A 23,938-nucleotide genomic window follows, 5' to 3' on the forward strand; every position below is an offset into this window, starting at 1 on the left:
TCAGACCCGATGATACGGGCTGCCAGCCAGAATGGTGGTGGCCCGGTAAATCTGCTCGGTCAGCATGACCCGCACCAGCATATGCGGCCATACCATGCGCCCGAAACTGATCGCAAGATCGGCACGCGCGCGCAGTTCGGGATCGATGCCGTCTGCACCGCCGATAACAAAAGCGATGTCGCGCGCCTGATCACGAAAATCCGCGATTCTCTGGGCAAATTCCGGCGAACTCAGCATCTGTCCGCGCTCGTCCATGATGACCAGCGCTGCCCCTTCGGGTATGGCGCGCTGCAACAAGGGAGCCTCGGAGGCCATACCGCCGCCGCGCTTGTCTTCGACCTCGGTAATGGTAACCGGAGGCAGACCCAAGGCGCGACCTGCCTTGGCGTGACGATCAAGATAATCGTCGATAAGCTTCGCTTCGGGTCCCTGCCGCAGCCGCCCGACCGCGGCAATGACCATCCGCATCATTCAGTTCCGTATCAGATCTGGTTCCGGCGGGCTTCTTCGGCGGCATGATCGGCACGCAGACGATCAAGCGTGGCCGAGCGCAGCGCGTCCGCAGGCATCCACATTTTTTCCAGTTGGTAGAATTCGCGCACTTCGGGGCGGAAGACATGGACGATCACATCGTCGGTGTCGATCAGCACCCAATCGCCGGTTTCCTTGCCCTCGATGCGGGCAGAGCGGCCGGTTTGCTCTTTCAGTCGCTGGACGAGTTTTTCGGCGATAGCGGCCACCTGACGCGACGAACGGCCCGAGGCGATCACCATGTGATCGGCCATAGCCGAACGACCCCGGAGATCGATGGTCACGACCTCTTCAGCCTTGTCATCATCAAGCGAGGTAAGAATGCGGTCCAGTAGCTGATCGCTGGTCAGCTCGGACTCCGCGGCGAACGCAGCCGGCGCAGGTGCCGGCGAAGCGGTATCGGACAGGGGTTCATCCTCCGGTCATCGCGCCGACAAGCCCCGGCGCAGGGTAGCTCTAATGTAGCATGAATAACTGCTTGCTCAATGAGCCAAACGCGGATTTATTGGTGTATTCCCCAGCGTACAACCTGAAATCGGCACATTTCCCCAAGGTTTCGGGCATTTGACCAATCCATCGGCCCAAGCAAGCTGATGGCTTTGAAGCCGCGCCATTTCGCGCGCGCGATCCACCGGACCGTCCACGACGACAACGCCAAGGGCAAAAACTGCCACCATGACGAGTGGAATCACCCGAAAGAACACACGAATCAACATTGCCCGACCTCCTTGCTTTTTCCGTCAGGATAGCGGGCATGTCCCAATTTGGAATTAACACCCTCGTGCGCTGATATTGCCTGACAGAGGAAAGCGGCGTATTACTGCCCCCATGCGAGGATTCGTCTATTTCGACATCCATGACCGTGCCCGTTTGCCGGGTCGGTTCTACGGCGAAAGCCTTTCCGTCACTGCTCGACTTTGACGGCAGATGGCGCATGTCCTGCGCCTCGCCGCGGATCGCGGCCCCCTCCTTCGATTTTCCAGCTACTCTTTCAGAAAGAGAAAGCCATGACCGGCAATATCAATGCGGGCGCCCCCCGCACGCTCTATGACAAGATCTTCGACGCCCATGTGGTCGATCGCAGCGATGACGGCACCTGCGTGCTGTATATCGACCGCCATCTGGTCCACGAAGTCACCTCGCCCCAAGCCTTCGAAGGTCTGCGCATGGCCGGCCGCAAGGTCCGCCGCCCCGACCAGACTATCGCCGTGCCGGACCATAACGTGCCCACCACTGCCGACCGCGTGCAGGGCATCGAGAACCCCGAGGGCCGCATCCAAGTCGCGGAACTGGACAAGAACGCCCGCGAATTCGGGCTGAACTACTATCCGATGTCGGATGTCCGTCAGGGCATCGTCCATATCGTCGGTCCCGAACAGGGCTGGACCCTGCCCGGCATGACCGTCGTTTGCGGCGACAGCCACACCGCGACGCATGGCGCATTCGGCGCGCTGGCCCATGGCATCGGCACCTCGGAAGTCGAGCACGTTCTGGCGACGCAAACGCTGATCCAGAAAAAATCGAAGAACATGAAGGTCGAAATCACCGGCAGGCTGCTGCCGGGCGTCACGGCCAAGGACATCACCCTTGCCGTCATCGGCAAGACCGGCACCGCTGGCGGCACCGGCTATGTCATCGAATATTGCGGCGAAGCCATCCGCGAGCTGTCGATGGAAGGCCGGATGACGGTCTGCAACATGGCGATCGAAGGCGGCGCGCGCGCGGGTCTGATCGCGCCGGATGACAAGACCTTTGCCTATTGCCAGGGCCGTCCCCACGCCCCGAAAGGTGCCGCCTGGGAAGCCGCTGTGACGTGGTGGAAGACGCTGTTCACCGACGAGGGCGCGCATTGGGACAAGGTCATCACCATCCGCGGCGAGGATATCGCCCCGGTCGTGACCTGGGGCACCTCGCCCGAGGACGTGCTGGCGATCACCGACAAGGTTCCGGCCCCCGAAGATTTCGAAGGCGGCAAGATCGAGGCCGCACGCCGCAGCCTCGACTATATGGGCCTGAAGCCCGGCACGCCGCTGAATGAAATCAAGATCGACGCGGTCTTCATCGGCTCGTGCACCAACGGCCGGATCGAGGATCTGCGCGCCGCCGCTGGCATCCTGAAAGGTCAGCGTCTGGCGACGGGCGTGCGCGGCATGGTCGTTCCGGGCTCGGGCCTTGTCCGTCTTCAGGCCGAGGAAGAGGGTCTGGACAAGATCTTCACAAATGCCGGTTTCGAATGGCGTCTGGCAGGCTGCTCGATGTGCCTGGGCATGAACCCGGACCAACTGGCCCCGGGTGAGCGCTGCGCCGCGACCTCGAACCGCAACTTCGAGGGCCGCATGGGCCGCGGTGGGCGCACCCACCTGATGTCGCCGGTGATGGCTGCCGCCGCAGGCATCAAAGGGCATCTGACCGATATTCGTGAGTTTATGGCCGAGATGGCCTGAACCCTGTGCGGCGGGGCGCATTGCCCCGCCTGAGCAGGAAGATGGCGTTCACGGCAATCATCACCAGCCCGGTATTCTCGAACAGGAAGTTGAACCGAATGCTCGCGAGATCCATGCTGATGAGACGGTCGACATGATGGAAACCCACCGCCCGCACCAGCACAAAACCGCACAGAATGGCCAGCCCCAACAGGGCAAGGCCATTCGACAGCAGTTGACCGCGCAGCAGGCGCAGGCCGATCATCATCGCCATCACCACGAGCAGGATCAGAGCGGCGATAAAGCCGAGCTGCACAAAATGTCGGTAGTCGTACCAGCCCTGCATATGCGACAGACAGCGCCCCGTCGCGGTCAAGGCAGTCTGCAGATCAAGCTGCTTGTTGACGGCCAGAAACGCCATCAACGGCGCGATCAAGGCCCAAAGGCTGACCGACGTGCCGCGCGGAAGGCGCCTCAGCACCATCACGGCAAGCACAAAGCAGGTCACGTAGAACAGCACCGTCACCCAGGCACCGATATTCGGATCGCCGATCCGTGGCGACCATTCCCCTGCAACGCATCTGCGCAGGTCGGAAAAACTCGTGACCCCGAACATAAAACCATCCCTGTGGCGGAAACATTAACCGTCGCCCGAAAAAGTTAACGGCCACCCACGCGGCCAGTCAATTCTGCGAGGAAGCAAATGGACAAATTCACCACGTTGACGGGAATTGCGGCACCGATGCCGCTGGTCAACATCGACACGGACATGATCATTCCCAAGCAGTTCCTGAAAACGATCCATCGTTCGGGGCTGGGCAAGAACCTGTTCGACGAAATGCGCTACAAGGATGACGGCTCGGAAGTCGAGGATTTCATCCTGAACCAGCCCGCCTATCGCGCCTCGCAGATTATCGTCGCCGGCGACAACTTCGGCTGCGGTTCGTCGCGCGAGCATGCCCCTTGGGCGCTGCTGGATTACGGCATCCGCTGCGTGATCTCGACCAGCTTTGCCGATATCTTTTACAATAACTGTTTCAAGAACGGCATCCTGCCGATCGTCATGCCGCAGGACGTGGTGGACGCGCTGATGGAGGATGCCCGCAAAGGCGCGAATGCCCGTATCACCGTTGACCTGGAAAACCAGACCGTCACGACCTCGGACGGGCAAAGCTTCGGCTTCGAAATCGACCCCTTCAAAAAGCATTGCCTGCTGAACGGTCTGGACGATATCGGCCTGACGATGGAAAAATCGGCCTCGATCGATACGTTCGAAGCCCAGATGGCGCAGAGCCGTCCTTGGGTCTGAGGACATTTGCGGGGGCGGCCCTGATTGCCGCCCTTGCCCAAACGTCCAGTGCAGAGCCATTGCGCATCGCCACGTTCAGCCCCGACCTTTCACGCAAGGGGCCGGGGATTCTGCTACGCGATCTGGGCCGCAAGGACGCGCAGATCGAGGCCTCGATCAGCGTCATCACCGAGACCCGTCCCGACATCCTGCTGCTGACCGGATTTGATTGGGACCATGACGGTCTGGCGCTTCAGGCTTTTCGCGACCGGCTTGCCAAGGCCGGAATCGTCTATCCCCATAGCTTTGCCGCGCGTCCGAACGCAGGCGTGCCAAGCGGGCAGGATCTGGACGGCGATGGCCGCCTGGGCGAAGCCGAGGATCGGCAAGGCTTTGGCCGCTTCACCGGCCAAGGCGGCATGGCCATCCTTTCGCGGCATCCGATCGGGCCGGTGACCGATTACAGCGACCGGCTATGGCGCGACCTGACCGACAACCTGATGCCTGAAAGCACACCCGAGACAGCAGCGGCGCAGCGCCTGTCATCCGTCGCACATTGGGATGCTGTGGTAAGTGTTGCCGGACGGGATCTGCACCTATTGGCGATATCCGCTTCGCCCCCCGTTTTTGACGGACCCGAGGACCGCAATGGCCGTCGCAACCATGACGAACTGGCGTTTTGGCTGGATCACCTGCCCGACGCTCCGTTTGTTCTGGCCGGCAAGCTCAACATCGACCTGTCCGACAGCGAAGGCCGTCCCGAGGCTTTGACCCGTATTTTACCGCATGTCACGGATACCCATCCGAGCAGCGAAGGCGGTGCGGCGGCCCGCGAATTGGGCGTCAACGCCACGCAGAAAGGTGACCCTGCACTCGACACCGCGGACTGGCCCGACGACAAGCCGCCGGGCAATCTGCGCGTCGATTACGTCCTGCCGAGCAAAGCGATGAATGTGATCGATTCCGGCGTGTTCTGGCCCGCTTCGGGTGATCTGGTAAAGGTTGCCGAGACCGCATCAAGCCACCGCTTGGTCTGGGTCGATCTTGATTGGTGAGCGGCGGTGGAAAAAACCGCCGTCCCTGATTTGCGCGGAGGGAGGAGAGACGCTACAGGAACGGCGGCACTGCCATGAAGAACCCCGTGCGGCTCGGGGCTGGCGAGGATAAGCATCCCCGTCCATCACAGGTTGCGCTGCGATGCAGAATCGCTCAACCAGAAAACCGGTTCTGCGCCCCGACACGCCATATTTGCTTAAAAATTCGCCGCTATTGACCTGTATGGCACAAAAATGCGGATCAACCTTTACGTTATCACGAGTCTTGACCACTGATCCTTCTACAGGACACCATGCCGCAATGATCCTTCCAGTCGCCCCATCCGCCCTTTCCGCCGCCGAAGCCGAGGCCCTCTCCGAGCTTTACCGACGGGGCACGCCACAGAACACCATCCGCGCATGGGAACGCGACCTTGCCTATCTGGCCGCGTGGAAGCTTGCCGCTTTCGGGAAACCGCTGGACTGGCCGGAAACCGAATCCGTGGCGCTGCGCTTTATTCTGGATCATTCGATAGATCTTAGCCAAGCGACCACGCCTGCCCGTGAGGTCGCCGACCAGTTGATCTCGGCGGGTTTGCGCAAAAGTCTCGCCTGCCCCGCGCCTTCGACTCTGGATCGTCGGATCGCCAGTTGGCGGGCATTTCACCGGATGAAGAACCTGCCCTCTCCGTTCGACGCGCCGCTGATCTCGCAAGCGCGTGGCCGGGCGCGTCGCGCAGCGGCACGACCACGGTTACGCAAATCCAGCAATCCGGTGACGCGCGACGTGCTCGAGGCCATACTTCTCACCTGCGATCACAGCCATCGCGGCATGCGGGACCGTGCCGCCCTGATGCTGGGATGGGCCTCGGGTGGGCGACGGCGTTCAGAGATCGTCGCGCTGAACCGCGAGGATATCGACGATTCCGAATTTGCCGAAAAGGGACTGCTGCGAATCCGCTTGCTGACCACCAAGACCACCGGTCAGGACCGCGCGCCCCGACTACCGCTCAAGGGGCGGGCGGCGCTGGCGGTGATGCGCTGGATCGCCGTCTCGCGCATCACAAGCGGCCCGTTATTCCGTCCGGTCAGCCAAGCCGATCGCGTTCTGAAACGCCGCCTGTCGCCGGACGGCCTGCGCGAGATCCTGCGTCACCGCTTGGTGCTGGCAGGTTATCCTGCGGATTTTGCCAGCCCGCATGGGCTAAGGGCGGGCTTCCTGACGCAAGCCGCACTGGACGGTGCGCCGCTGGCCGCCGCCATGCAACTCAGCCTGCATCGCAGCGTCAATCAGGCCCAAAGCTATTACGCGGATATCGAAGTCGCCGACAATCCGGCGACCGATCTGCTGGGCTAGGCTGCTCACGAAAACGGCACTGACACGAATATTGGCAGAAGCATCGGCCTGTGTAACTCTGGCAGCGCGTCAGACACTTGCAGCCCAAGAGCCACAAAAGGACAGACGACATGCGCATTCTTGCCGCCACTGCCATTGCCGCCTTTACGTTCCTTCCCCTAGCCGCCACTGCCGACGATGCGATCAAGGACGCGATCGAGGCGCGTCACGGTTTCTACAAAATGCTGGCGATGAACATGGGGACGCTGGCCGGCATGGCCAAAGGCGAAGTCCTCTATGACGAGGCCTCCGCCAGCCGCGCCGCCGCCAATATCGAAGCGCTGACGCATTACGATCTGCCAAGCCTGTTCATCGAGGGCAGTGCCTCGGGGCAAGCCGAGGACAGCGCCGCCAAGCCCGACATCTGGACGAACATGGATGACTTCAAAGCCAAATTCGCCGGTCTGGTCGAGGCCGCCTCGGGCGCATCCGAGGCCGTCAAGGGCGGACAGGACAAGGTCGGACCCGTCGTCGGCAAGCTTGGTGCGGCTTGCAAGGCCTGTCACGACAGCTATCGCGAGAAAAGCTGATGCAGGGCCGCGCGCCCGTCCGCGAAATCAAGCTTTGGGACCCGCTTTTACGCGGGTTCCACTGGATGCTTGCGTTGTTTGTGACCGCCGCGTGGCTTCTGGGTCAGTTCGGCCCCGCCAAGATGACGCTGCATTTCTGGTGCGGTTACGTCGTTATCGGGCTTTTGATCTTTCGCCTGTGTTGGGGATTTATCGGCCCCGCGCCGGCGCGGTTCTCGCATTTCCTCTGCGGCCCCGTCACAATCGCCAGCTACCTGCGCGGCATATTTATGCGCGAGCCCAGTTACTGGCCCGGTCACAACCCTTTAGGCGCTCTGTCGGTTATTGCGATGCTTGCCGTCTTGGCGGCGCAGGTCAGCAGCGGGCTGATCTCGGACCCTGACGATTACATCAATGTCGGGCCGCTCGCGAGCTATGTCAGCAGCGCCACCCGATCAAAAGCTGTGGGTTGGCACGAGTTCGGCGCAAATCTGGTGCTGATCCTTGTGTTGCTACATGTGGCGGTCATCCTATTCTACCGCTTCTGGAAAGGCGAGGATCTGGTCGGTCCGATGATCAACGGTCGCAAACAGGTTCGTGATCGGTAACCGGTTTCATTGAACGAATCGCCCCGAACTGCCACGCTGGCATTGCGAACCACGCACGGCTGACACCTGCTTTCGCCAACCGTGCCTTATCCCGAAGGAGCACGACGACATGACGAAAATCATTGCCGCCGCAGCTTTGGTCTTTTCAGTGGCCGCGCTGCCCGTCGCAGCCTGCCCCTACAGCAAGACCAAGATGGATCAATCGGCCTCGACGACCACCCCGACAGACGGCACCACGGTGATCCTCAAGCCCAAGGCAAACAGCTGAAACGCATCGGGGCCGGTCAATCGACCGGCCCCACGCCATTCAGTTGAACTTGTTGTCTCTCGGGAAACCGCGTGGCGCCATGTAGCCGCTGCCCGCGCGTTTGCCCAACCATTCGGTCAAATCAGGTTCGGTACGGGTGCGCCCGCCAGATTCCTGCCAGCGCAGACCATCGGCCAACGTGATGCAGATCGCGTCAGACAACCCGCCATCCTTGAACTTCTGCAAGCGGACGCCCTTGCCGCGACCCATCTCGGGCAATTCGTCCAGCGCAAAGACCAGCATCTTTCGGTTCTCGCCCACGGTCACGACATGATCGCCGCTGACGGTCCGGCAAAGCAGCGCGTCACCGTTCAGCACCTGCTTGCCCGCACGGGTTTGGGCCAGAATATCGGCCGAATTGACGATGAACCCGTCGCCCGCGGTTGACGCCACCAGATAGCGAATCCCATCGCGCCACGGGAACATGTCAATCACCGCCGCATCGTTCGGCAGGTCGATCATCAGACGCAAGGGCTCGCCCATGCCGCGCCCACCCGGAAGGTTGTTCGCGGGCAAGGTATAGAAGCGGCCATTCGCGCCATAAACCATCAGCTTGTCCGTGGTTTCGGCATGCAGCGCCATGAACGGGCCGTCGCCATCCTTGAACTTGATTTCGGCATCCAAAGGCTGATGCCCTTTCATCGCGCGAATCCAGCCCATTTTCGACAGGATCACGGTAATCGGCTCGCGCTCGATCATCGATTCCATGTCGATCTCGGTGACTTCGCCCGCCGCGCCGATTTCCGTGCGACGCTGGCCGCCGGGGGCAGATTTGCCGAACTTGCCGCGCGTCTCGCGCAACTCCTCGGCAATCTTCGTCCATTGCGCGCCTTCGTCGGAAAGCATCGCGGCAAGGCCTTCGCGCTCCTTGGTCAGGTTCTCATGCTCGGCGCGCAGCTCCATCTCTTCGAGACGGCGCAATGCGCGCAGGCGCATGTTCAGGATCGCCTCGACCTGAACTTCGGACAGCTTGAACTCGGCGGCTAGGACCGATTTGGGATCGTCCTCGAAGCGGATGATCTCGATCACGCGATCGAGGTTCAGGAAGGCGATCATATAGCCCTCCAGCACCTCGAGCCGCGCCGCGATCTTGTCGAGGCGGAAGTTCGCGCGCCGGACCAGCACCTCGCGGCGGTGATCGAGGAAGGCGCGCAGCACTTCTTTCAGCGAGCAGACCTTGGGCACCCGCCCGTCGATCAGCACGTTCATGTTCAACCCGAAACGGATCTCGAGGTCCGAGACGCGGAACAGCGCGGCCATCAACTGCTCGGGGTCCACGTTCCGGGCGCGGGGTTCCAGAACGATGCGGACATCCTCGGCGGATTCGTCGCGTACATCGGCAAGGATCGGAATTTTTTTCAGCTGGATCAGCTCGGCCAGACGCTCGATCAGCTTGGATTTCTGCACCTGATAGGGGATCTCGGTGACGACGATCTGCCAAGCGCCACGACCCAGATCCTCGACCGCCCAGCGGGCGCGCAGGCGCAAGCTGCCGCGACCGGTGCGGTAAGCCTCGGCGATGGTCTCGCGCGATTCGACAAGCACGCCGCCTGTCGGAAAGTCCGGGCCGGGCACGATGTTGACCAGCGTGTCGTCGCGGGCATCGGGGGCCTTGATCAGATGCAGGCAGGCATCGATGACTTCGTGCAGGTTATGCGGCGGCACGTTCGTCGCCATGCCGACCGCGATGCCGGATGCGCCGTTGCACAAAAGGTTCGGGAAAGCGGCGGGCAGAACAATAGGTTCTTCCAGCGTGCCGTCATAGTTCGGGCGGAAATCGACCGCGTTCTCCGTCAGCCCCTCCATCAACGCTTCCGAGGCGGCGGTCAAGCGGGCCTCGGTGTAGCGGCTGGCGGCGGGGTTATCGCCGTCGATATTGCCGAAGTTCCCCTGACCATCGACCAGCGGGTAGCGCATGGCAAAGGGCTGGGCCAAGCGCGCCATCGCATCGTAGATCGCGGCATCGCCATGCGGGTGATAGTTGCCCATCACATCGCCGGTGATCTTGGCGGATTTCCGGAAGGCTCCGGTCGGAGACAGCCGCAATTCGCGCATCGCGTAAAGGATACGGCGATGCACCGGCTTCAACCCGTCCCGCGCATCAGGCAGCGCACGATGCATGATCGTCGACAGCGCGTAGGTCAGGTAGCGCTCGCCAATGGCGCGCGAGAGCGGTTCGGACGTGGTCTGATCCTGCGACGGATCGGGAATGTTCGGATCGTCTGACATGACAGGTTGAATATTCCTGCGCGCGGCTTCGGTCCAGCCGGAAATGCGCGTATTGCGCGATCAGCAGCCATGGCGCAGAACCATGCCACACCAAGCGGAGGGCACATGAAGACCGTTCTGATCACCGGCTGCTCCTCGGGCATCGGACTGGATGCCGCGCGGCACATGAAAGCGCGGGGCTGGCGCGTCATCGCGACCTGCCGCAAGGACGAGGATCTGACCGCCCGCCGCGACGAGGGTTTCGACGTCATCCATCTGGAGCTGGGCGATGAGGACAGCGTCGCACGCGCGGCGGAATCGGCTTTGGCCTTGGGGCAGATCAACGCCTTGGTGAACAATGCGGCCTTCGCCATCCCCGGTGCCGCCGAGGATCTGCCACGCGGGGCGCTGCGCGAAATTTTCGAAACCAACCTGTTCGGCACGCATGACCTGACCCGCCGTCTACTGCCGCATTTCCGCGAACATGGCGGGCGAGTGGTGAATATCAGTTCGGTCCTTGGACTGGTCGGCATCCCTTGGCGCGGCGCATATGTCGCAACGAAATTCGCGCTCGAGGGGCTGACCGATGTCCTGCGCGTCGAAATGGCGGACAGCCCGGTCAAATTCGTCCTGATCGAACCCGGTCCCATCGGCACGAAGATCCGCGAGAACTCGATCCCGCATTTTGAGCGCTGGATCGACTGGCAATCCAGCCATCGGGTCGATCAATACCGCCGCACCCTGCTGAAACGCCTGTATGAACCCGCCGCGAAAAAGGACCGGTACGAACTGCCCCCCTCGGCGGTCAGCGCCAAGATCCAGATGGCGCTGGAAAGCCCGAACCCCCGACCACGCTATTACGTTACTACCCCCACGCATATCTCGGGGATCGGGCGTAGACTGTTATCCACACGCGCTCTGGACTGGTTCGCCCGGCGCAGCTAGGCTCCTGCCGCGAAAGGCCAAGTGATGCACGACAAACCGCTTCTTATCCTGCTGGCGATCTGCTGTCTGGCTGTCGTGGCAATCCTTGCAACCGGCATTGGCGGGTTCGCCCGTGGCGGCGAATTCAACCGCAAACACGGCAACCGTCTGATGCGCTGGCGCCTGATCGCACAGGCAATCGCGATTGCTGTCTTCCTGATCTATCTTTGGGCACGAGGCTGATGGTCGTCCTGAACAAAATCTACACCCGCACCGGCGACGGCGGTGAAACCGCCCTGTCGAACGGCGAGCGCGTGCCGAAACACGCCATTCGGGTCGAGGCCTATGGCTCGGTCGATGAACTGAACGCGACATTGGGGCTGGCGCGCCTGCATGCCGAGGGCATGATCGCCAGCCGCATCGCTGTCATCCAGAACGATCTGTTCGACCTGGGCGCCGATCTGTCGCGCCCGCGAATGGAGGAAGACGCCGAGGCGCCCTATCGGGTCCTGCGCATCATCGATTCGCAAGTGGCGCGGCTGGAAACCGAAATCGACGAAATGAATTCCGATCTGTCGCCGCTGCGCAGTTTTATTCTGCCCGGAGGTAGTGCATTGGCCGCCCACCTGCATCTATGCCGAACAGTCGCGCGGCGGGCGGAACGCGCCGCGACTGCCCTTGCGGCAACCGAGAGCGCCAATCCCGCAGCGGTGAAATATCTCAATCGGTTGTCCGATTGGCTGTTCGTCGCGGGCCGGATTGCCAATGAAAACGGCGAACGTGACATCCTGTGGGTGCCCGGTGCCAGCCGCTAGCGACATCGGGACGGGATTGTTGCGTTACGACTAAGAGGTGTCGCTTTTTTCCTGTCATTGCCCCGACCAGCCCGCTAACAAATCCACCGAACAGGTGACGCAACTATAAGGGAGAGAGAACGATGAAAGTTCTCGTGCCAGTGAAACGCGTGATCGACTACAACGTCAAAGCCCGAGTGAAGGCTGACGGAAGTGGTGTTGATCTTGCGAACGTCAAGATGTCGATGAACCCCTTCGACGAGATCGCGGTCGAGGAAGCGATCCGCCTGAAAGAGGCCGGAAAGGTCGAAGAAGTCATCGCCGTCTCGATCGGCGTGAAGCAGGCTCAGGAAACGCTGCGCACCGCGCTGGCCATGGGTGCGGACCGCGCCATTCTGGTCGTCGCCGCCGAGGATGTCTCGACCGATATCGAGCCACTGGCCGTCGCCAAGATCATCGCCGCTGTCGCCAAGGCCGAGGGCACCGAGCTGGTCATCGCCGGCAAGCAGGCGATCGACAATGACATGAACGCGACCGGCCAGATGGTCTCGGCGCTGCTGGGTTGGGGTCAGGCGGCCTTCGCCTCGAAAGTCGAAATCGACGGAGGCAAGGCCAAAGTCACGCGTGAGGTCGATGGCGGTCTGCAGACCATCGAAGTCACGCTACCGGCGGTCATCACCGCAGACCTGCGCCTGAACGAGCCGCGCTATGCGAGCCTCCCGAACATCATGAAGGCCAAGAAAAAGCCGCTGGATGAGAAGACGCCCGCCGAATACGGCGTCGATGTCAGCCCGCGCCTTGAAATCGTCTCGACCCGCGAGCCCGAGGGCCGCAAGGCCGGGATCAAGGTCGGCTCGGTCGATGAGCTTGTGTCGAAACTGAAAGAAGCGGGGGTGATCTGATGGCCGTTCTTCTGCTGGGTGAAGTCACCAATGGCGAACTGAACCGCGACGCGACGGCGAAGGCCGTCAATGCGGTCAAGGCTCTGGGCGATGTGACCGTGCTTTGCGCGGGCGCTTCCGCCAAATCCGCCGCCGAAGCGGCCTCGAAAATCACGGGCGTCGCCAAGGTTCTGGTCGCCGAGAACGCGCTTTACGGCCACCGTCTGGCCGAGCCGACCGCCGCGCTGATCGTCAGCCTTGCGGGCGATTATTCCCACATCGCCGCCCCCGCGACGACAGACGCCAAGAACATCATGCCCCGCGTTGCGGCGCTGTTGGATGTCATGGTGCTGTCTGATGTCTCGGCAGTGATCGATGCCGACACGTTCGAGCGTCCGGTCTATGCAGGCAACGCCATCCAGACCGTGAAATCGCGCGATGCGAAAAAGGTCTTCACCATCCGCACCGCGTCGTTCGATGCGGCGGGCGAAGGTGGCGCGGCCTCGGTCTCGGATGCCGCCGCTGCTACCGATCCGGCTCTGTCGGTCTGGGTCTCGGACGAGGTTGCTGCCAGCGACCGCCCCGAACTCACCTCGGCCAAGCGCGTCGTCTCGGGCGGGCGTGGCGTCGGCTCCAAGGAAAGCTTCGAGATCATCGAGAAACTCGCGGACAAACTCGGTGCCGCCGTTGGTGCCTCGCGCGCAGCGGTGGATTCGGGCTATGCCCCGAACGATTGGCAGGTCGGTCAGACCGGCAAGGTCGTTGCGCCTGAACTATATGTCGCCGTTGGTATCTCGGGCGCGATCCAGCACCTTGCAGGCATGAAGGACTCGAAAGTCATCGTCGCCATCAACAAGGACGAAGAAGCCCCGATCTTCCAGATCGCCGACTTCGGACTTGTGGGCGATCTGTTCAGCACCGTTCCGGAACTAACCGAAAAGCTCTGAGGCAAAACTGTCCCCCGAATATCGCGGGGGCAGCTTGCCGGAAACAGGGGCAGCGCTCCCTGAACATACAAACCGGAAACCGCCCGACATCCGGGCGGTTTTTCAATTGAACCCCGCAGCATCTAGCCCCTATCGTCCAGCAGTCATTCAAAAGGTGGAACATGGCGATTCAATCGGTGGGCGTGATCGGAGCCGGTCAGATGGGGAACGGCATCGCGCATGTCTTTGCGCTTGCCGGATATGATGTAGTGATGACCGACATCTCGGCGGACGCGCTGGAAAAGGCCCTTGCGCTGATTGCCAAGAATCTGGACCGCCAGATCAGCCGCGAGAAGATCACCGTCGCCGACAAGGAAGCGACCCTTGGCCGTATCCGCACCACCAGCCTGTTGTCCGACCTTGGCCTAGCCGATCTGGTCATCGAGGCCGCGACCGAAAAGGAAAGCGTCAAGCACGCGATCTTCGCCGATCTTGTGCCGCATCTGAAACCCGAAACGATCCTAGCCTCGAATACGTCGTCGATCTCGATCACGCGACTGGCCAGCCGCACCGGTCGCCCCGAGCGCTTCATGGGCGTTCACTTCATGAACCCCGTTCCGGTCATGCAACTGGTCGAATTGATCCGCGGGATCGCTACCAGCGAAGAAACCTTCGGCGAACTGGTCGCGGTGGTGGAAAAGATCGGCAAGACCGCCACCCGCGCCGAGGACTTCCCCGCCTTCATCGTCAACCGCATCCTGATCCCGATGATCAACGAGGCGGTCTATACGTTGTACGAGGGCGTCGGCTCGGTCAAATCTATCGACGAATCGATGAAGCTGGGGGCGAACCATCCGATGGGGCCGCTGGAACTGGCCGATTTCATCGGTCTGGATACCTGCCTTGCGATTATGAATGTCCTGCATGACGGTCTGGCCGATACCAAATACCGGCCCTGTCCGCTGCTGGTGAAATATGTCGAGGCAGGCTGGCTGGGTCGCAAGACAGGTCGGGGTTTCTACGACCATGCGGGTCCAGAACCGGTACCGACCCGATAGTTTTGACGCCGGCGACCGCAGCGCTGTCTCGGTCGCCGGAATGTATTGCGCAGCAGGAATATCAGGATTTCTTGCCGATTTTCGGCTCGGTTCCGGCAAGAATCCGGCTGATATTGGCGTGATGCCGGATGAAGATCAGCACAGCCATGAAAGCCGTCACCGCCGCCATGCGCGGCCCATCCAGCGCATACGCGATGACCGGAGTCAGCGCCGCCGCGATCAGCGCGGACAGCGACGAGATCCGCCCGATCAGCGCCGCGACCAGCCAAAGCGCGCAGGCTGCCAGACCAAGCCGCCAGTCCAGCGCGATCAACGTCCCAAGAAAGGTTGCGACGCCTTTTCCGCCCTTGAAACCCAGCCAGACTGGAAAAAGGTGACCCAGAAAAGCCGCAGCACCAGCCAGCATCGCGGCATCGGGTCCGGCCAGCCATCGCGCAAGCAGGACCGCAATCGCGCCTTTGCCGGAATCCAGCAGCAGGGTGGCAAGCGCCGCCGGTTTGTTCCCGGTGCGCAGGACATTCGTCGCACCGATATTGCCCGAGCCGATCTGGCGCAGATCGCCCAGTCCCAAAGCGCGCGTGATCACGATCCCGAAGGGGATTGAGCCAAGAAGATAACCGATGATCGCCCAAAGGATCAGGCTCATGCGGGATCACCGAAAACGCGGCGGCCCGCGACCCATGTGCCCAGAACCCGTCCCTGCATCCGCGCTCCGTCGAACGGCGTGTTCTTGGATTTAGACAGCAGCGTGAAACGGTCCATGATGAACGGCGCGTTGGGATTGAACAGCACCAGATCGGCAGGCGCACCGATGCCAACACGTCCGGCCTCCAGACCAAGACGTTTGGCCGGATTCAGCGACATTGCCCGCCAAAGCTGCGACAGGCTCAGGCCACCCGAATGGTAAAGCCGCATCGCTGCGGGCAGCAGGGTCTGAAGCCCGACCGCCCCCGGTGCCGCCTCGGCAAAGGGCAAACGCTTGGATTCCTCGTCTTGCGGCGTGTGGAAGCTGGCGATCACGTCGATCACACCCTCGGCTACCGCCTCGATGATCGCAAGGCGGTCATCCTCGGACCGTAGTGGCGGGGTGAAGCGGAAGAAGGTCCGGTAATCACCCACATCGAATTCATTCAGCGTCAGATGATGGATCGAGGTTCCGGCAGTCACATCCAGCCCCGCCTCACGCGCGCGCTTCAGCGCGGGCAGGCTGGCGGCAACGGTGATCTGGTCAGCGTGGTAGCGCGAGCCGGTCATTGCGACCAGCGACAGATCGCGGTCCAGCCCCATGACCTCGGCCATGGGCGAAACGGCAGGCAGCCCGTAAAGCGATGCAAACTTGCCGCTGGTCGCCGCAGCGCCTTTGGACAGCAGAGGTTCCTGCGGGTGGCCGACGATCAACGCGTTCAGGCCCCGCGCATAGGTCATGCAGCGCGACATCAGCCGCGTATCCGCAACGACCCGCACCCCATCGGTAAAGGCGACGGCCCCTGCATCCTGCAGGAACGACATTTCGACCATCTCGCGCCCCTCGCGGGCACGGGTCAGCGAGGCCATGTGACGGATGTTCACCGGCGCATCCGCGGCGCGGCGGGTGGCGAATTCCAGCGATTCCGGCGTGTCGATCGGCGGCATCGTATCGGGGCGCGCGATCACGGTCGTGACGCCGCCAGCGGCAGCCGCCAACCCGGCGCTGCGGAAGCTTTCCTTGTGACGCTCGCCCGGCTCGCCGATCTTGACGCCCCAATCGACCAGACCGGGGGCCAGATATTTGCCGTTGCAATCGATCAACTCGGCCCCTTCCGGGGCTTCAGCACCCACCGCGTCAATGCGGCCATCGCGGATCGTCAGGGTCGTTTCTTCGACCGCCTGCGCCTCGGGGTCGATCAGGCGGGCATTCTGGAAGTGCAGGATCATGCCATCATCTCCGAGGCTTTGGCGCCGCGTTCAGCACGCAGATTGCGCGCCAGCAGGTCCATGGCGGCCATGCGCACGGCCACGCCCATCTCGACCTGATCCTGAATGACGCTGCGGTTGATATCGTCGGCGATGGTGCCGTCGATCTCGACGCCGCGATTCATCGGGCCGGGATGCATGACAATCGCATCCGGCGCGGCCAGTGCCAGCTTTTCGGCATCCAAGCCCCAGCGGTGGTAATATTCGCGCTCGGACGGGATAAAGCCGCCATCCATGCGTTCCTTTTGCAGACGCAGCATCATCACGACATCCGCGCCTTTCAGGCCCTCGCGCATGTCCTCATAGACCTCGCAGCCCCAGTCGCGGGCCCCGGCAGGCATCAAGGTTGCCGGACCGACAAGGCGCAGACGGTTCTCCATCTTGCCCAGCAGGAACAGGTTCGAGCGCGCGACGCGGCTATGGGCGATGTCGCCGCAAATCGCCACGGTCAGGCGGTGAAGACGCCCCTTGGCGCGGCGGATGGTCAGACCGTCCAGCAGCGCCTGCGTCGGGTGTTCGTGCCGCCCGTCCCCCGCGTTCAGCACGGCGCAATTCACTTTCTGCGCCAGCAAATCGACCGCGCCCGATTGCGGGTGGCGCACGACCAGAAGGTCCGGGTGCATGGCGTTCAGCGTCATCGCGGTATCGATAAGCGTCTCGCCCTTTTTCACCGAACTGTTCTGCATCGACATGTTCATCACATCGGCCCCAAGCCGCTTGCCCGCCAGCTCGAAGCTGGACTGGGTGCGGGTCGAGTTCTCGAAGAACATGTTGATCTGCGTCATGCCCGCCAAAGCATCGGAATGCTTCACGGTGCGTCGGTTCAGATCGACATAGGTTTCGGCTAGGTCAAGAAGCGTGGTGATCTCGGCCGGGGCGAGAGGCTCGATCCCCAGAAGATGACGGGCTCGGAACATGGATGGGATCCCCAGTGTCGCGGTTGGCCGCTATATGGCAAATGTGCAAGCTTGCGGCAAGCAGACTATAGGTCGCGACTTGCCTCTTGCCTTGATCCGAATTTTGCCGCATCGCGAAATGATGAAAGATCCGAAGGGCATCGTCAGTTTCGTTTCCTCGGGGCCGGGCGACCCCGATCTTTTGACGTTGCGCGCAGTTCGCTGCCTGCAACAGGCCGATATCGTGCTTTTCGACGATCTCGCGTCCGGTCCGGTGCTTGATCAGGCCGGTCCGCAGGCCGTGCGCATCGCCGTCGGCAAACGCGCCGGTCGCCCATCGGCCAAGCAGGAACATGTCAACGCGCTCCTTGTCGAACATGCAAATGCGGGCCGCCGCGTCGTCCGCCTCAAATCCGGCGACTCTGGCGTCTTTGGCCGTCTCGAGGAAGAAATCACCGCCCTTCGCGCCAAGAATATCCCGTTCGAGATCGTTCCGGGCGTTCCCTCGGCCATGGCGGCTGCCGCTGCGGCGGGTCTGCCGCTGACCCGCCGCCTGACCGCGCGCCGCTTGCAATTCGTGACCGGAGCCGATGTGACGGGCGGACTTCCCGGCGATCAGAACTGGGCTGCGCTTGCCGATGCTCACGCCACGACAGTCGTCTTCATGGGCCAGCGGACGTTTCCGGCCATGACCATCCAGCTGATCGCACATGGCCTGCCTGCCGACACCCCTGCTTTGCTGGCCGAAGCGGTCGGCCATCCCCACCAGCGCTTTGTTCGTACAACCGTAACCGGACTGGCCTCTCTGCTGGCATCCGAAGGCCCAAGTTCCCATCCGGCCCTGATCCTGTACGGCCCTTTGGCCGACATGAGCTAAGGCTGTTCCGGTTTTCTGATCTCCCAATGTTGCGCCCGCCGCAGCGGGTACTATTCTGAACGCCTCATTAGGGGGCTCCGATGCTCGGCTTCGTTACCATCGACGGCACAGCCGGTCATGCAGACCGGCTTTTGGCCGAAACAGCGCGCAGTTTGTCTGCGCAGGGCCTGCGGCTGGCGGGAGCGGTTCAGGAAAATCTTGATCACGGCCCGGATTCAGCCTGCGATATGGACCTGCGCATCCTTGGCGACGGCGCTGTCATCCGCATCTCGCAGTCGCTGGGGACGTGCTCTGAGGGCTGCCGCCTGGATACAGGCGCACTTGCGCTTGCGGTGGGACGCGCCGAGGCCGTGCTTGCCAAGGGGGCCGATCTGGTCATCGTCAACAAGTTCGGCAAGCAAGAGGCCTTTGGCCGTGGCTTCCGCGACTTCATCGCGACGGCTCTGGCTCAGAGCATTCCCGTGCTGCTATCCGTCCCGACCGAGCAATTATCCGACTTCCACAGCTTCGCAGGCGACATGGCCGAACCAATTGATCCCCCGTCCCTGTTGTCATGGTGCCAGGCACGGACGACGCCCGCAGCATGACCGAGACAATCGATGCGCGCGGACTGATCTGCCCGTTGCCGGTGCTGCGGCTGCGCAAGCGTCTGATCGCTCTTGAGGCTGGGTCGCAAGTCATCCTGCTGGCCACCGACCGCGCCGCCGTCATTGATGTCCCCCATTTCTGCCATGAGGCCGGACATCGGCTGATCGCCGCGACTGCCCTGCCGGACGGTGCAACCGAATACCTAGTCGAACGCGGACCAGATGCTTGAAATCTTTCTCAAGACCCTGCCCTTTTTCCTGCTGATCGGGACCGGATGGCTGGCCGGTCATACGCGCTTCTTTCCGGAACAGGCGACGGCGTGGCTGACGAAATTCGTCTTCTACTTCGCGCTTTCGGCCATGCTTTTCCGGTTTGCCGCCAGCGTCGATATCCAGCGCCTTTTCGACCCGTCCTTTGTCATGGCCTATCTGACAGGCTCGTTGGCCGTTTGGGCCTTGGCGATAGGCGTCGCGTTCTGGCGTGGCTTGCCACTGGCCGAAGCCGCGATGGAGGCCCACACCGCCATGATCGGCAATACCGGCTTTCTGGGCGTTCCGATGCTGGTGGTCTTGCTGGGCGATAACGCCATCGGTCCGGTCCTGATGGTGCTGACAATTGATCTGGTGGTGTTCTCGACGCTGATCACGTTGCTGGTCACAGGCGCAAGGCAGGGGCGGATCACGGCGGCAACGATAGGGCCGCTGGCGCGGGGCATCGTGGCCAATCCGATGATCGTCTCGATGCTTGCGGGCCTTTTGTGGTCGCGACTGCATCTGCCAATGCCCGCGGCGCTGGACGAATACCTGTCGCTGCTGGGCGCCGCAGCGACCCCCGGCGCGCTTTTCGCTATCGGCGCAAGCCTTGCCGGACGTTCGGCCGAACGGCTTGGTCCCGCGATCTGGCTCAGTTCGGCCAAGCTGGTTCTGCATCCATTGGCCGTCACTATCGCCGCGCTGTTTATTTTCCATGTCGAGCCATTCGCGGCAGGCGTTATGATCGCCGCCGCCAGCCTGCCGGTCGCGGGCAATGTTTATATATTGGCGCAACATTTCGGTGTGGCGGCGCATCGGGTTTCGACGGCTATCCTGATCTCGACAGCGGTCAGCATCGCCACGCTTCCGGTCGTCATTCACTGGATCACGAAAGGCTAGATCATGCTTGGTATTTCGGAATTGCGGCTGACCAATCTGCTGTTCGACATGGACGAGGACGGCATCGCCACCGTCACACTGAACCGACCGACCAAACGCAACGCGCTGAACGCCCAGACCATCGAGGAACTGATCGGCGTGTTCACCGCCCTGCCCTCGACCGGGGCGCGTGCCGTCGTGCTGAAAGCCTCGGGACCGCATTTCTGCGCAGGGCTCGATCTGGTCGAACACGGTCGCGAAGAGCGCAGCCCCGCCGAGTTCATGCGTATCTGCCTGCGCTGGCACGAGGCCTTCAACAAGATCGAATATGCCGGACTGCCGGTCATTGCGGCGCTGAAAGGCGCGGTTGTGGGCGGCGGTCTGGAACTCGCCTCGTCGGTCCATATCCGCGTGATGGACGAAACCACCTATTTCGGGCTGCCCGAGGGCCAACGCGGTCTTTTCACCGGTGGCGGCGCGACTATCCGCGTGCCCGCGTTGATCGGCAAGGCGCGCATGGTGGACATGATGCTGACCGGGCGGTTGTATTCAGGGGATGAGGCGGTGAATGTCGGCCTTGCCCAATACCGTGTCGCCGATAGCGAGGCGAAAGCCTACGAACTTGCCCGCACCGCCGCGCAGAACACGCCCTTGTCGAATTTTGCCGTCTGCTCGGCGATTTCCCACATGCAGAACATGTCTGGTTTCGATGCAGCCTATGCCGAGGCGATGGTCGCTGGCATCGTCAACACGCAAGAAGCGGCGAAGGGACGGCTCAGTTCGTTCGCGCGTGGCACGGCCAACAAGATCAAACCGGACTGATCAATCGACCGGACGGATCAGCTTTTTCTCGAGCACCCGCAGAACGTTCGCCAGATCGTGCCCGCGCTTGAGAATGCGTCCGTCCATCCCGATTACCGAATACTGTCCCTGCGCATTGCGCATCTTCGGACGCTTCTCGATGCTGTAGAGTGGATGTTCTGCGGCGCGGCGAAAGACCGAGAACACCGCGACCTCTCGCAAGAACGACATGCCATAATCCCGCCATTCACCCGCGGCGACCATGCGTCCATAGACGGAAAGGATCAGGCCAAGCTCGCTTCGGTCGAAGGCGACACGGTCATTTGGCTGGGACGTCCCGAAGGCTGCATTCATCATGAAGAAATGGTGACACCGGATCGTTTGGCGATCAACGAAAAACAATCATCGTAGTCAGCCTCGGCGTCGCCCTGCCATCCGCTCGAGCGTGCCATCACGCCACATCGCCTTATGCAGCCCGACCATCACGATATGTCCGGCGATCAACGCCAGCATCAGCCAACCCAATTCGCCATGCAGCGCATCGCCCACCGCGACCATCCACGTGATCGGAGTTTCCCGCGCGGCGAAGATCTCGAACCCGAACGGGGAGAAGGCGCGCTCGGAGCCATAAGACCGCAAGATCGCCGCTGCAGGAACGGTGAACATCACGACATAAAGCGCCAGATGACCCATTCGCGCGCCGAGCCCCAGCACCCCCTCGCCATGTGCAGGACGATTGCCGCGATTGGCAAACGCCCAGATTAGACGCATCACAGTAAGCAGGAACAGCACTGTCCCGACCATCTGATGGGACCCCGTGAAGAACGACACAAGCGGCGTTCGTCCCAAGATTTCACGCAGCACCATACCGATGAACTGCCACAGCAGCAGCGCCGCCATGCCCCAATGCAGAAAGCGCGTGACGCGGCCATACCGGTCTGGCGTATCGCGAAGCGGCAGTGGCGGAACGGCGGGGGAGGACATCGGATACTCCTGAAGGGCAATCGGTTTCGGAATTGGCTGTGCCAGAACTAGGTTCAGCCATCCCGACCCGAAAGCCCCCGATTGTCGCACTCACACGGATGTGCGCTGACTTGCCTGCTTAGTTGGCGCGCTGGCGTGATCGGAACGGCAAAGGGGCAACCGGTATTCCGTCTTCAAGCAATTTGCGGGCGTCTTCCAGTTTCGCCTCGCCATGGATCGCGCGGGTCGGGGCGCTGCCGTCATGCATCGCGCGGGCCTCGGCGGCAAAGGACATACCGACGTAATCCGAGTTTTCCTCGACTTGCCGACGCAGGTCTTCGAGCGCCTTTTCCTGCGGGTTGCGGGGCGTGTGCAGATCGCGCTTGGCCTCGGATGTCGCGACACCGGGGGCCATCAGAGCCTTTTCGACCGAAACCGATCCGCATTGCGTGCAAGTCACCTGCCCCGCCTTCTTCAGGGTGTCGAACCCCTCGGATGAGCGGAACCAGCCATCGAAGTGATGGTCGTTCTCGCAGCGTAGGTTATAGCGGATCATGGCAGGCTCCTTTCCCTGTAGATATCAGGGTTCGCGCCGGCTTATACAAGCCTGCCACGCGCAAGGTCGAGGATGCGTTGCACCAGCGCCGTGGGATCGCCCGCGCGGGCAAGCAGTTGATCCCTAGCCATATTACCCATGGATTTCTGCCGTGCCGGATCGGCCACCAGTGCGGTCAGATCATGCGGCAGGTCGGCGGCCAGACTTTCCGCCGCCGCCCCCGCAGCCCCCAGATCGGCATAGTCGGCAGCGTGATTTTCGACATGCGGGCCATGCAGGATGGCGCAGCGCCAGGCGGCCGGTTCCCACGGGGTATGCCCGCCACGGTCGTTATAGGAACCGCAGGTGACGCATATTCCGGCAGCGGCATACCATTGTGCCATCTCGCCCAAAGTATCGGCCAGCAACACCCCCGCATCCAGCCCTCCACCACGGCTGCGACGGACAAACTCTACCCCGCGGGCGGCCAGAAGATCCGCCACCGCATCACCACGTTCAGGGTGACGCGGAGCAAGGATCAGACGCAAGGCGGGTGCGGATTGGCGCGCGGCCAGATAGGCGTCCAGTACGATCTCGTCCTCACCTTCATGGGTCGAGGCCGCAAGCACGGTCAGCGCGCGGGCAGGGCTGTCGGGAACAGGCTCGACGCGCGACGGCCCGACCAGCTTCAGGTTCAGGCGCGAGCAGACCGCTTCGGGCCGAAGTCCAAGCCGCAAAAGTCGCTCCTCGCTGCCGGTATCCTGCGCCGAAAGGGCGGCAAGCCGCGCCAGCATCGGGCGGATCAGCCCCGGAACCTTGCCCCAACGCGCAGCGGACCGCGCCGAGATCCGCGCACCGACAACGACCTGCGCCACGCCGCGCGCGTCAGCCTGCGCCGAGCGGTTGGGCCACAACTCGTTCTCGACCGTCACCAGAACCGAAGGCTCGATCCTTTGCAGGAACCGTTCGAGCACCTGAGGCACATCCAAAGGCGCAAGCACGGCCGTATAGCCCAATTTGCGCGCCAAGGCCCGTCCGGTGCGGCTGTTCGTGGTCACGGTCAGGGGCAAATCCCCCGCCAGCGCCTCGATCAGGACGCGGGCCGAATTCAGTTCACCGACGCTGGCCGCGTGCAGCCAAATGCCTCCCGGAACGATATCCGGGCCGGTCAACGCCAGACGCTCGCGCAGATCCGCGCCGGAAAACGGCGCAGCAAGGCGCAGGGCGAAGCCCGCAAGGGCTGTCGCGCTACGCCAAATCACGTCCGGTGTTCCTTCCAGCGGGTCAGGATGTCGGCCTCCGTTCAGG

The 23,938-nt window shown here is 62.3% G+C and carries 30 protein-coding genes; 18 read left to right on the plus strand and 12 right to left on the minus strand.

Annotated features, from left to right (window positions below; genetic code table 11):
- From rlmH to GL286_RS03075, 3 genes are all read right to left on the minus strand, one after another.
- A complete protein-coding gene (gene rlmH, locus GL286_RS03065) occupies positions 1-468 on the minus strand; it encodes a 23S rRNA (pseudouridine(1915)-N(3))-methyltransferase RlmH (RefSeq protein ID WP_155094056.1) in 468 nt (155 codons plus the stop codon).
- 14 nt (positions 469-482) lie between these two features.
- Positions 483-938: a ribosome silencing factor gene (rsfS, locus tag GL286_RS03070; RefSeq protein WP_155094057.1), complete on the minus strand. Its 456-nt coding sequence runs from the start codon at positions 936-938 to the stop codon at positions 483-485.
- Between the two features lie 75 nt (positions 939-1,013).
- Complete coding sequence (locus GL286_RS03075; protein ID WP_155094058.1) at positions 1,014-1,247, minus strand: hypothetical protein; 234 nt, start codon at positions 1,245-1,247, stop codon at positions 1,014-1,016.
- A gap of 291 nt (positions 1,248-1,538) precedes the next feature.
- Between GL286_RS03075 and leuC the strand changes: the two genes are divergently transcribed.
- Positions 1,539-2,975, plus strand: coding sequence for a 3-isopropylmalate dehydratase large subunit (leuC, locus tag GL286_RS03085; protein ID WP_155094059.1), 1,437 nt, complete (start codon positions 1,539-1,541; stop codon positions 2,973-2,975).
- Here the strand turns inward: leuC and GL286_RS03090 are convergent.
- Positions 2,956-3,570 carry a hypothetical protein gene (locus tag GL286_RS03090; RefSeq protein ID WP_155094060.1) on the minus strand — a complete coding sequence of 205 codons (615 nt, stop codon included), beginning with the start codon at positions 3,568-3,570 and terminating at the stop codon, positions 2,956-2,958. The two genes, leuC and GL286_RS03090, sit on opposite strands and share 20 nt — an antisense overlap.
- An 87-nt stretch (positions 3,571-3,657) precedes the next feature.
- Between GL286_RS03090 and leuD the strand changes: the two genes are divergently transcribed.
- From leuD to GL286_RS03120, 6 genes are all read left to right on the plus strand, one after another.
- Positions 3,658-4,263: a 3-isopropylmalate dehydratase small subunit gene (leuD, locus tag GL286_RS03095; protein ID WP_155094061.1), complete on the plus strand. Its 606-nt coding sequence runs from the start codon at positions 3,658-3,660 to the stop codon at positions 4,261-4,263.
- Entirely contained in the window at positions 4,254-5,297 is a 1,044-nt protein-coding gene (locus GL286_RS03100; protein ID WP_155094062.1) for an endonuclease/exonuclease/phosphatase family protein, read from the plus strand. Before leuD ends, GL286_RS03100 begins: the two co-directional genes overlap by 10 nt.
- Positions 5,298-5,598: 301 nt before the next feature.
- Positions 5,599-6,633: a tyrosine-type recombinase/integrase gene (locus GL286_RS03105; RefSeq protein WP_155094063.1), complete on the plus strand. Its 1,035-nt coding sequence runs from the start codon at positions 5,599-5,601 to the stop codon at positions 6,631-6,633.
- A 110-nt stretch (positions 6,634-6,743) separates the two neighbouring features.
- A complete protein-coding gene (locus GL286_RS03110) occupies positions 6,744-7,202 on the plus strand; it encodes a c-type cytochrome (RefSeq protein ID WP_155094064.1) in 459 nt (152 codons plus the stop codon).
- Entirely contained in the window at positions 7,202-7,789 is a 588-nt protein-coding gene (locus GL286_RS03115) for a cytochrome b/b6 domain-containing protein (protein WP_155094065.1), read from the plus strand. The genes GL286_RS03110 and GL286_RS03115 overlap by 1 nt, the downstream gene beginning before the upstream one ends.
- A gap of 109 nt (positions 7,790-7,898) precedes the next feature.
- The gene (locus GL286_RS03120; RefSeq protein WP_155094066.1) at positions 7,899-8,057 is read left to right on the plus strand and encodes a hypothetical protein; all 159 of its coding nucleotides are present in this window, start codon (positions 7,899-7,901) and stop codon (positions 8,055-8,057) included.
- A 39-nt stretch (positions 8,058-8,096) separates the two neighbouring features.
- On the opposite strand, the gene parC is transcribed toward GL286_RS03120, so the two are convergent.
- A complete protein-coding gene (parC, locus tag GL286_RS03125) occupies positions 8,097-10,325 on the minus strand; it encodes a DNA topoisomerase IV subunit A (protein ID WP_155094067.1) in 2,229 nt (742 codons plus the stop codon).
- A gap of 105 nt (positions 10,326-10,430) precedes the next feature.
- On the opposite strand from parC, the gene GL286_RS03130 reads away from it, so the two are divergent.
- From GL286_RS03130 to GL286_RS03155, 6 genes are all read left to right on the plus strand, one after another.
- A complete protein-coding gene (locus GL286_RS03130) occupies positions 10,431-11,249 on the plus strand; it encodes an SDR family NAD(P)-dependent oxidoreductase (RefSeq protein ID WP_155094068.1) in 819 nt (272 codons plus the stop codon).
- 24 nt (positions 11,250-11,273) lie between these two features.
- A complete protein-coding gene (locus GL286_RS03135; RefSeq protein ID WP_155094069.1) occupies positions 11,274-11,471 on the plus strand; it encodes a twin transmembrane helix small protein in 198 nt (65 codons plus the stop codon).
- Complete coding sequence (locus tag GL286_RS03140) at positions 11,471-12,043, plus strand: cob(I)yrinic acid a,c-diamide adenosyltransferase (RefSeq protein WP_155094070.1); 573 nt, start codon at positions 11,471-11,473, stop codon at positions 12,041-12,043. The genes GL286_RS03135 and GL286_RS03140 overlap by 1 nt, the downstream gene beginning before the upstream one ends.
- Positions 12,044-12,165: 122 nt before the next feature.
- Complete coding sequence (locus tag GL286_RS03145) at positions 12,166-12,924, plus strand: electron transfer flavoprotein subunit beta/FixA family protein (RefSeq protein WP_155094071.1); 759 nt, start codon at positions 12,166-12,168, stop codon at positions 12,922-12,924.
- Positions 12,924-13,850, plus strand: a complete 927-nt coding sequence (locus GL286_RS03150) for an electron transfer flavoprotein subunit alpha/FixB family protein (protein ID WP_155094072.1) — start codon at positions 12,924-12,926, stop codon at positions 13,848-13,850. The genes GL286_RS03145 and GL286_RS03150 overlap by 1 nt, the downstream gene beginning before the upstream one ends.
- A gap of 161 nt (positions 13,851-14,011) precedes the next feature.
- Positions 14,012-14,887, plus strand: a complete 876-nt coding sequence (locus GL286_RS03155; RefSeq protein ID WP_155094073.1) for a 3-hydroxybutyryl-CoA dehydrogenase — start codon at positions 14,012-14,014, stop codon at positions 14,885-14,887.
- A gap of 61 nt (positions 14,888-14,948) precedes the next feature.
- Here GL286_RS03155 and plsY read toward each other — a convergent pair whose 3' ends face one another.
- From plsY to GL286_RS03170, 3 genes are read right to left on the minus strand one after another with little or no spacing between them, the layout of a single operon-like run.
- A complete protein-coding gene (plsY, locus tag GL286_RS03160) occupies positions 14,949-15,533 on the minus strand; it encodes a glycerol-3-phosphate 1-O-acyltransferase PlsY (RefSeq protein WP_155094074.1) in 585 nt (194 codons plus the stop codon).
- The gene (pyrC, locus tag GL286_RS03165) at positions 15,530-16,801 is read right to left on the minus strand and encodes a dihydroorotase (RefSeq protein WP_155094075.1); all 1,272 of its coding nucleotides are present in this window, start codon (positions 16,799-16,801) and stop codon (positions 15,530-15,532) included. The genes plsY and pyrC overlap by 4 nt, the downstream gene beginning before the upstream one ends.
- Positions 16,798-17,757 (minus strand): aspartate carbamoyltransferase catalytic subunit, encoded by a 960-nt coding sequence (locus tag GL286_RS03170; RefSeq protein ID WP_134678561.1) that lies wholly within the window; start codon positions 17,755-17,757, stop codon positions 16,798-16,800. The genes pyrC and GL286_RS03170 overlap by 4 nt, the downstream gene beginning before the upstream one ends.
- A gap of 118 nt (positions 17,758-17,875) precedes the next feature.
- On the opposite strand from GL286_RS03170, the gene cobA reads away from it, so the two are divergent.
- The 5 genes from cobA to GL286_RS03195 all read left to right on the plus strand — a co-directional run bounded on the left by cobA (position 17,876) and on the right by GL286_RS03195 (position 21,153).
- The gene (gene cobA, locus GL286_RS03175; protein ID WP_425496078.1) at positions 17,876-18,613 is read left to right on the plus strand and encodes a uroporphyrinogen-III C-methyltransferase; all 738 of its coding nucleotides are present in this window, start codon (positions 17,876-17,878) and stop codon (positions 18,611-18,613) included.
- 80 nt (positions 18,614-18,693) lie between these two features.
- Positions 18,694-19,200, plus strand: a complete 507-nt coding sequence (locus GL286_RS03180; protein ID WP_155094076.1) for a DUF2478 domain-containing protein — start codon at positions 18,694-18,696, stop codon at positions 19,198-19,200.
- Entirely contained in the window at positions 19,197-19,430 is a 234-nt protein-coding gene (locus tag GL286_RS03185) for a sulfurtransferase TusA family protein (protein WP_155094077.1), read from the plus strand. Before GL286_RS03180 ends, GL286_RS03185 begins: the two co-directional genes overlap by 4 nt.
- Complete coding sequence (locus tag GL286_RS03190; RefSeq protein WP_155094078.1) at positions 19,423-20,352, plus strand: AEC family transporter; 930 nt, start codon at positions 19,423-19,425, stop codon at positions 20,350-20,352. Before GL286_RS03185 ends, GL286_RS03190 begins: the two co-directional genes overlap by 8 nt.
- 3 nt (positions 20,353-20,355) lie before the next feature.
- Positions 20,356-21,153 carry a crotonase/enoyl-CoA hydratase family protein gene (locus GL286_RS03195; protein ID WP_155094079.1) on the plus strand — a complete coding sequence of 266 codons (798 nt, stop codon included), beginning with the start codon at positions 20,356-20,358 and terminating at the stop codon, positions 21,151-21,153.
- Here the strand turns inward: GL286_RS03195 and GL286_RS03200 are convergent, their stop codons facing one another.
- From GL286_RS03200 to GL286_RS03215, 4 genes are all read right to left on the minus strand, one after another.
- Positions 21,154-21,489 carry a DUF2794 domain-containing protein gene (locus GL286_RS03200; protein WP_425496079.1) on the minus strand — a complete coding sequence of 112 codons (336 nt, stop codon included), beginning with the start codon at positions 21,487-21,489 and terminating at the stop codon, positions 21,154-21,156.
- 54 nt (positions 21,490-21,543) lie between these two features.
- The gene (locus GL286_RS03205) at positions 21,544-22,116 is read right to left on the minus strand and encodes a cytochrome b (RefSeq protein ID WP_155094080.1); all 573 of its coding nucleotides are present in this window, start codon (positions 22,114-22,116) and stop codon (positions 21,544-21,546) included.
- Between the two features lie 118 nt (positions 22,117-22,234).
- Positions 22,235-22,651, minus strand: a complete 417-nt coding sequence (locus GL286_RS03210; RefSeq protein ID WP_155094081.1) for a DUF1178 family protein — start codon at positions 22,649-22,651, stop codon at positions 22,235-22,237.
- A gap of 41 nt (positions 22,652-22,692) precedes the next feature.
- Complete coding sequence (locus tag GL286_RS03215) at positions 22,693-23,892, minus strand: glycosyltransferase N-terminal domain-containing protein (protein WP_170295024.1); 1,200 nt, start codon at positions 23,890-23,892, stop codon at positions 22,693-22,695.
- Positions 23,893-23,938 lie beyond the last annotated feature (46 nt).

It is taken from the genome of Paracoccus aestuariivivens (genome assembly GCF_009711225.1).
Lineage (GTDB): Bacteria > Pseudomonadota > Alphaproteobacteria > Rhodobacterales > Rhodobacteraceae > Paracoccus > Paracoccus aestuariivivens.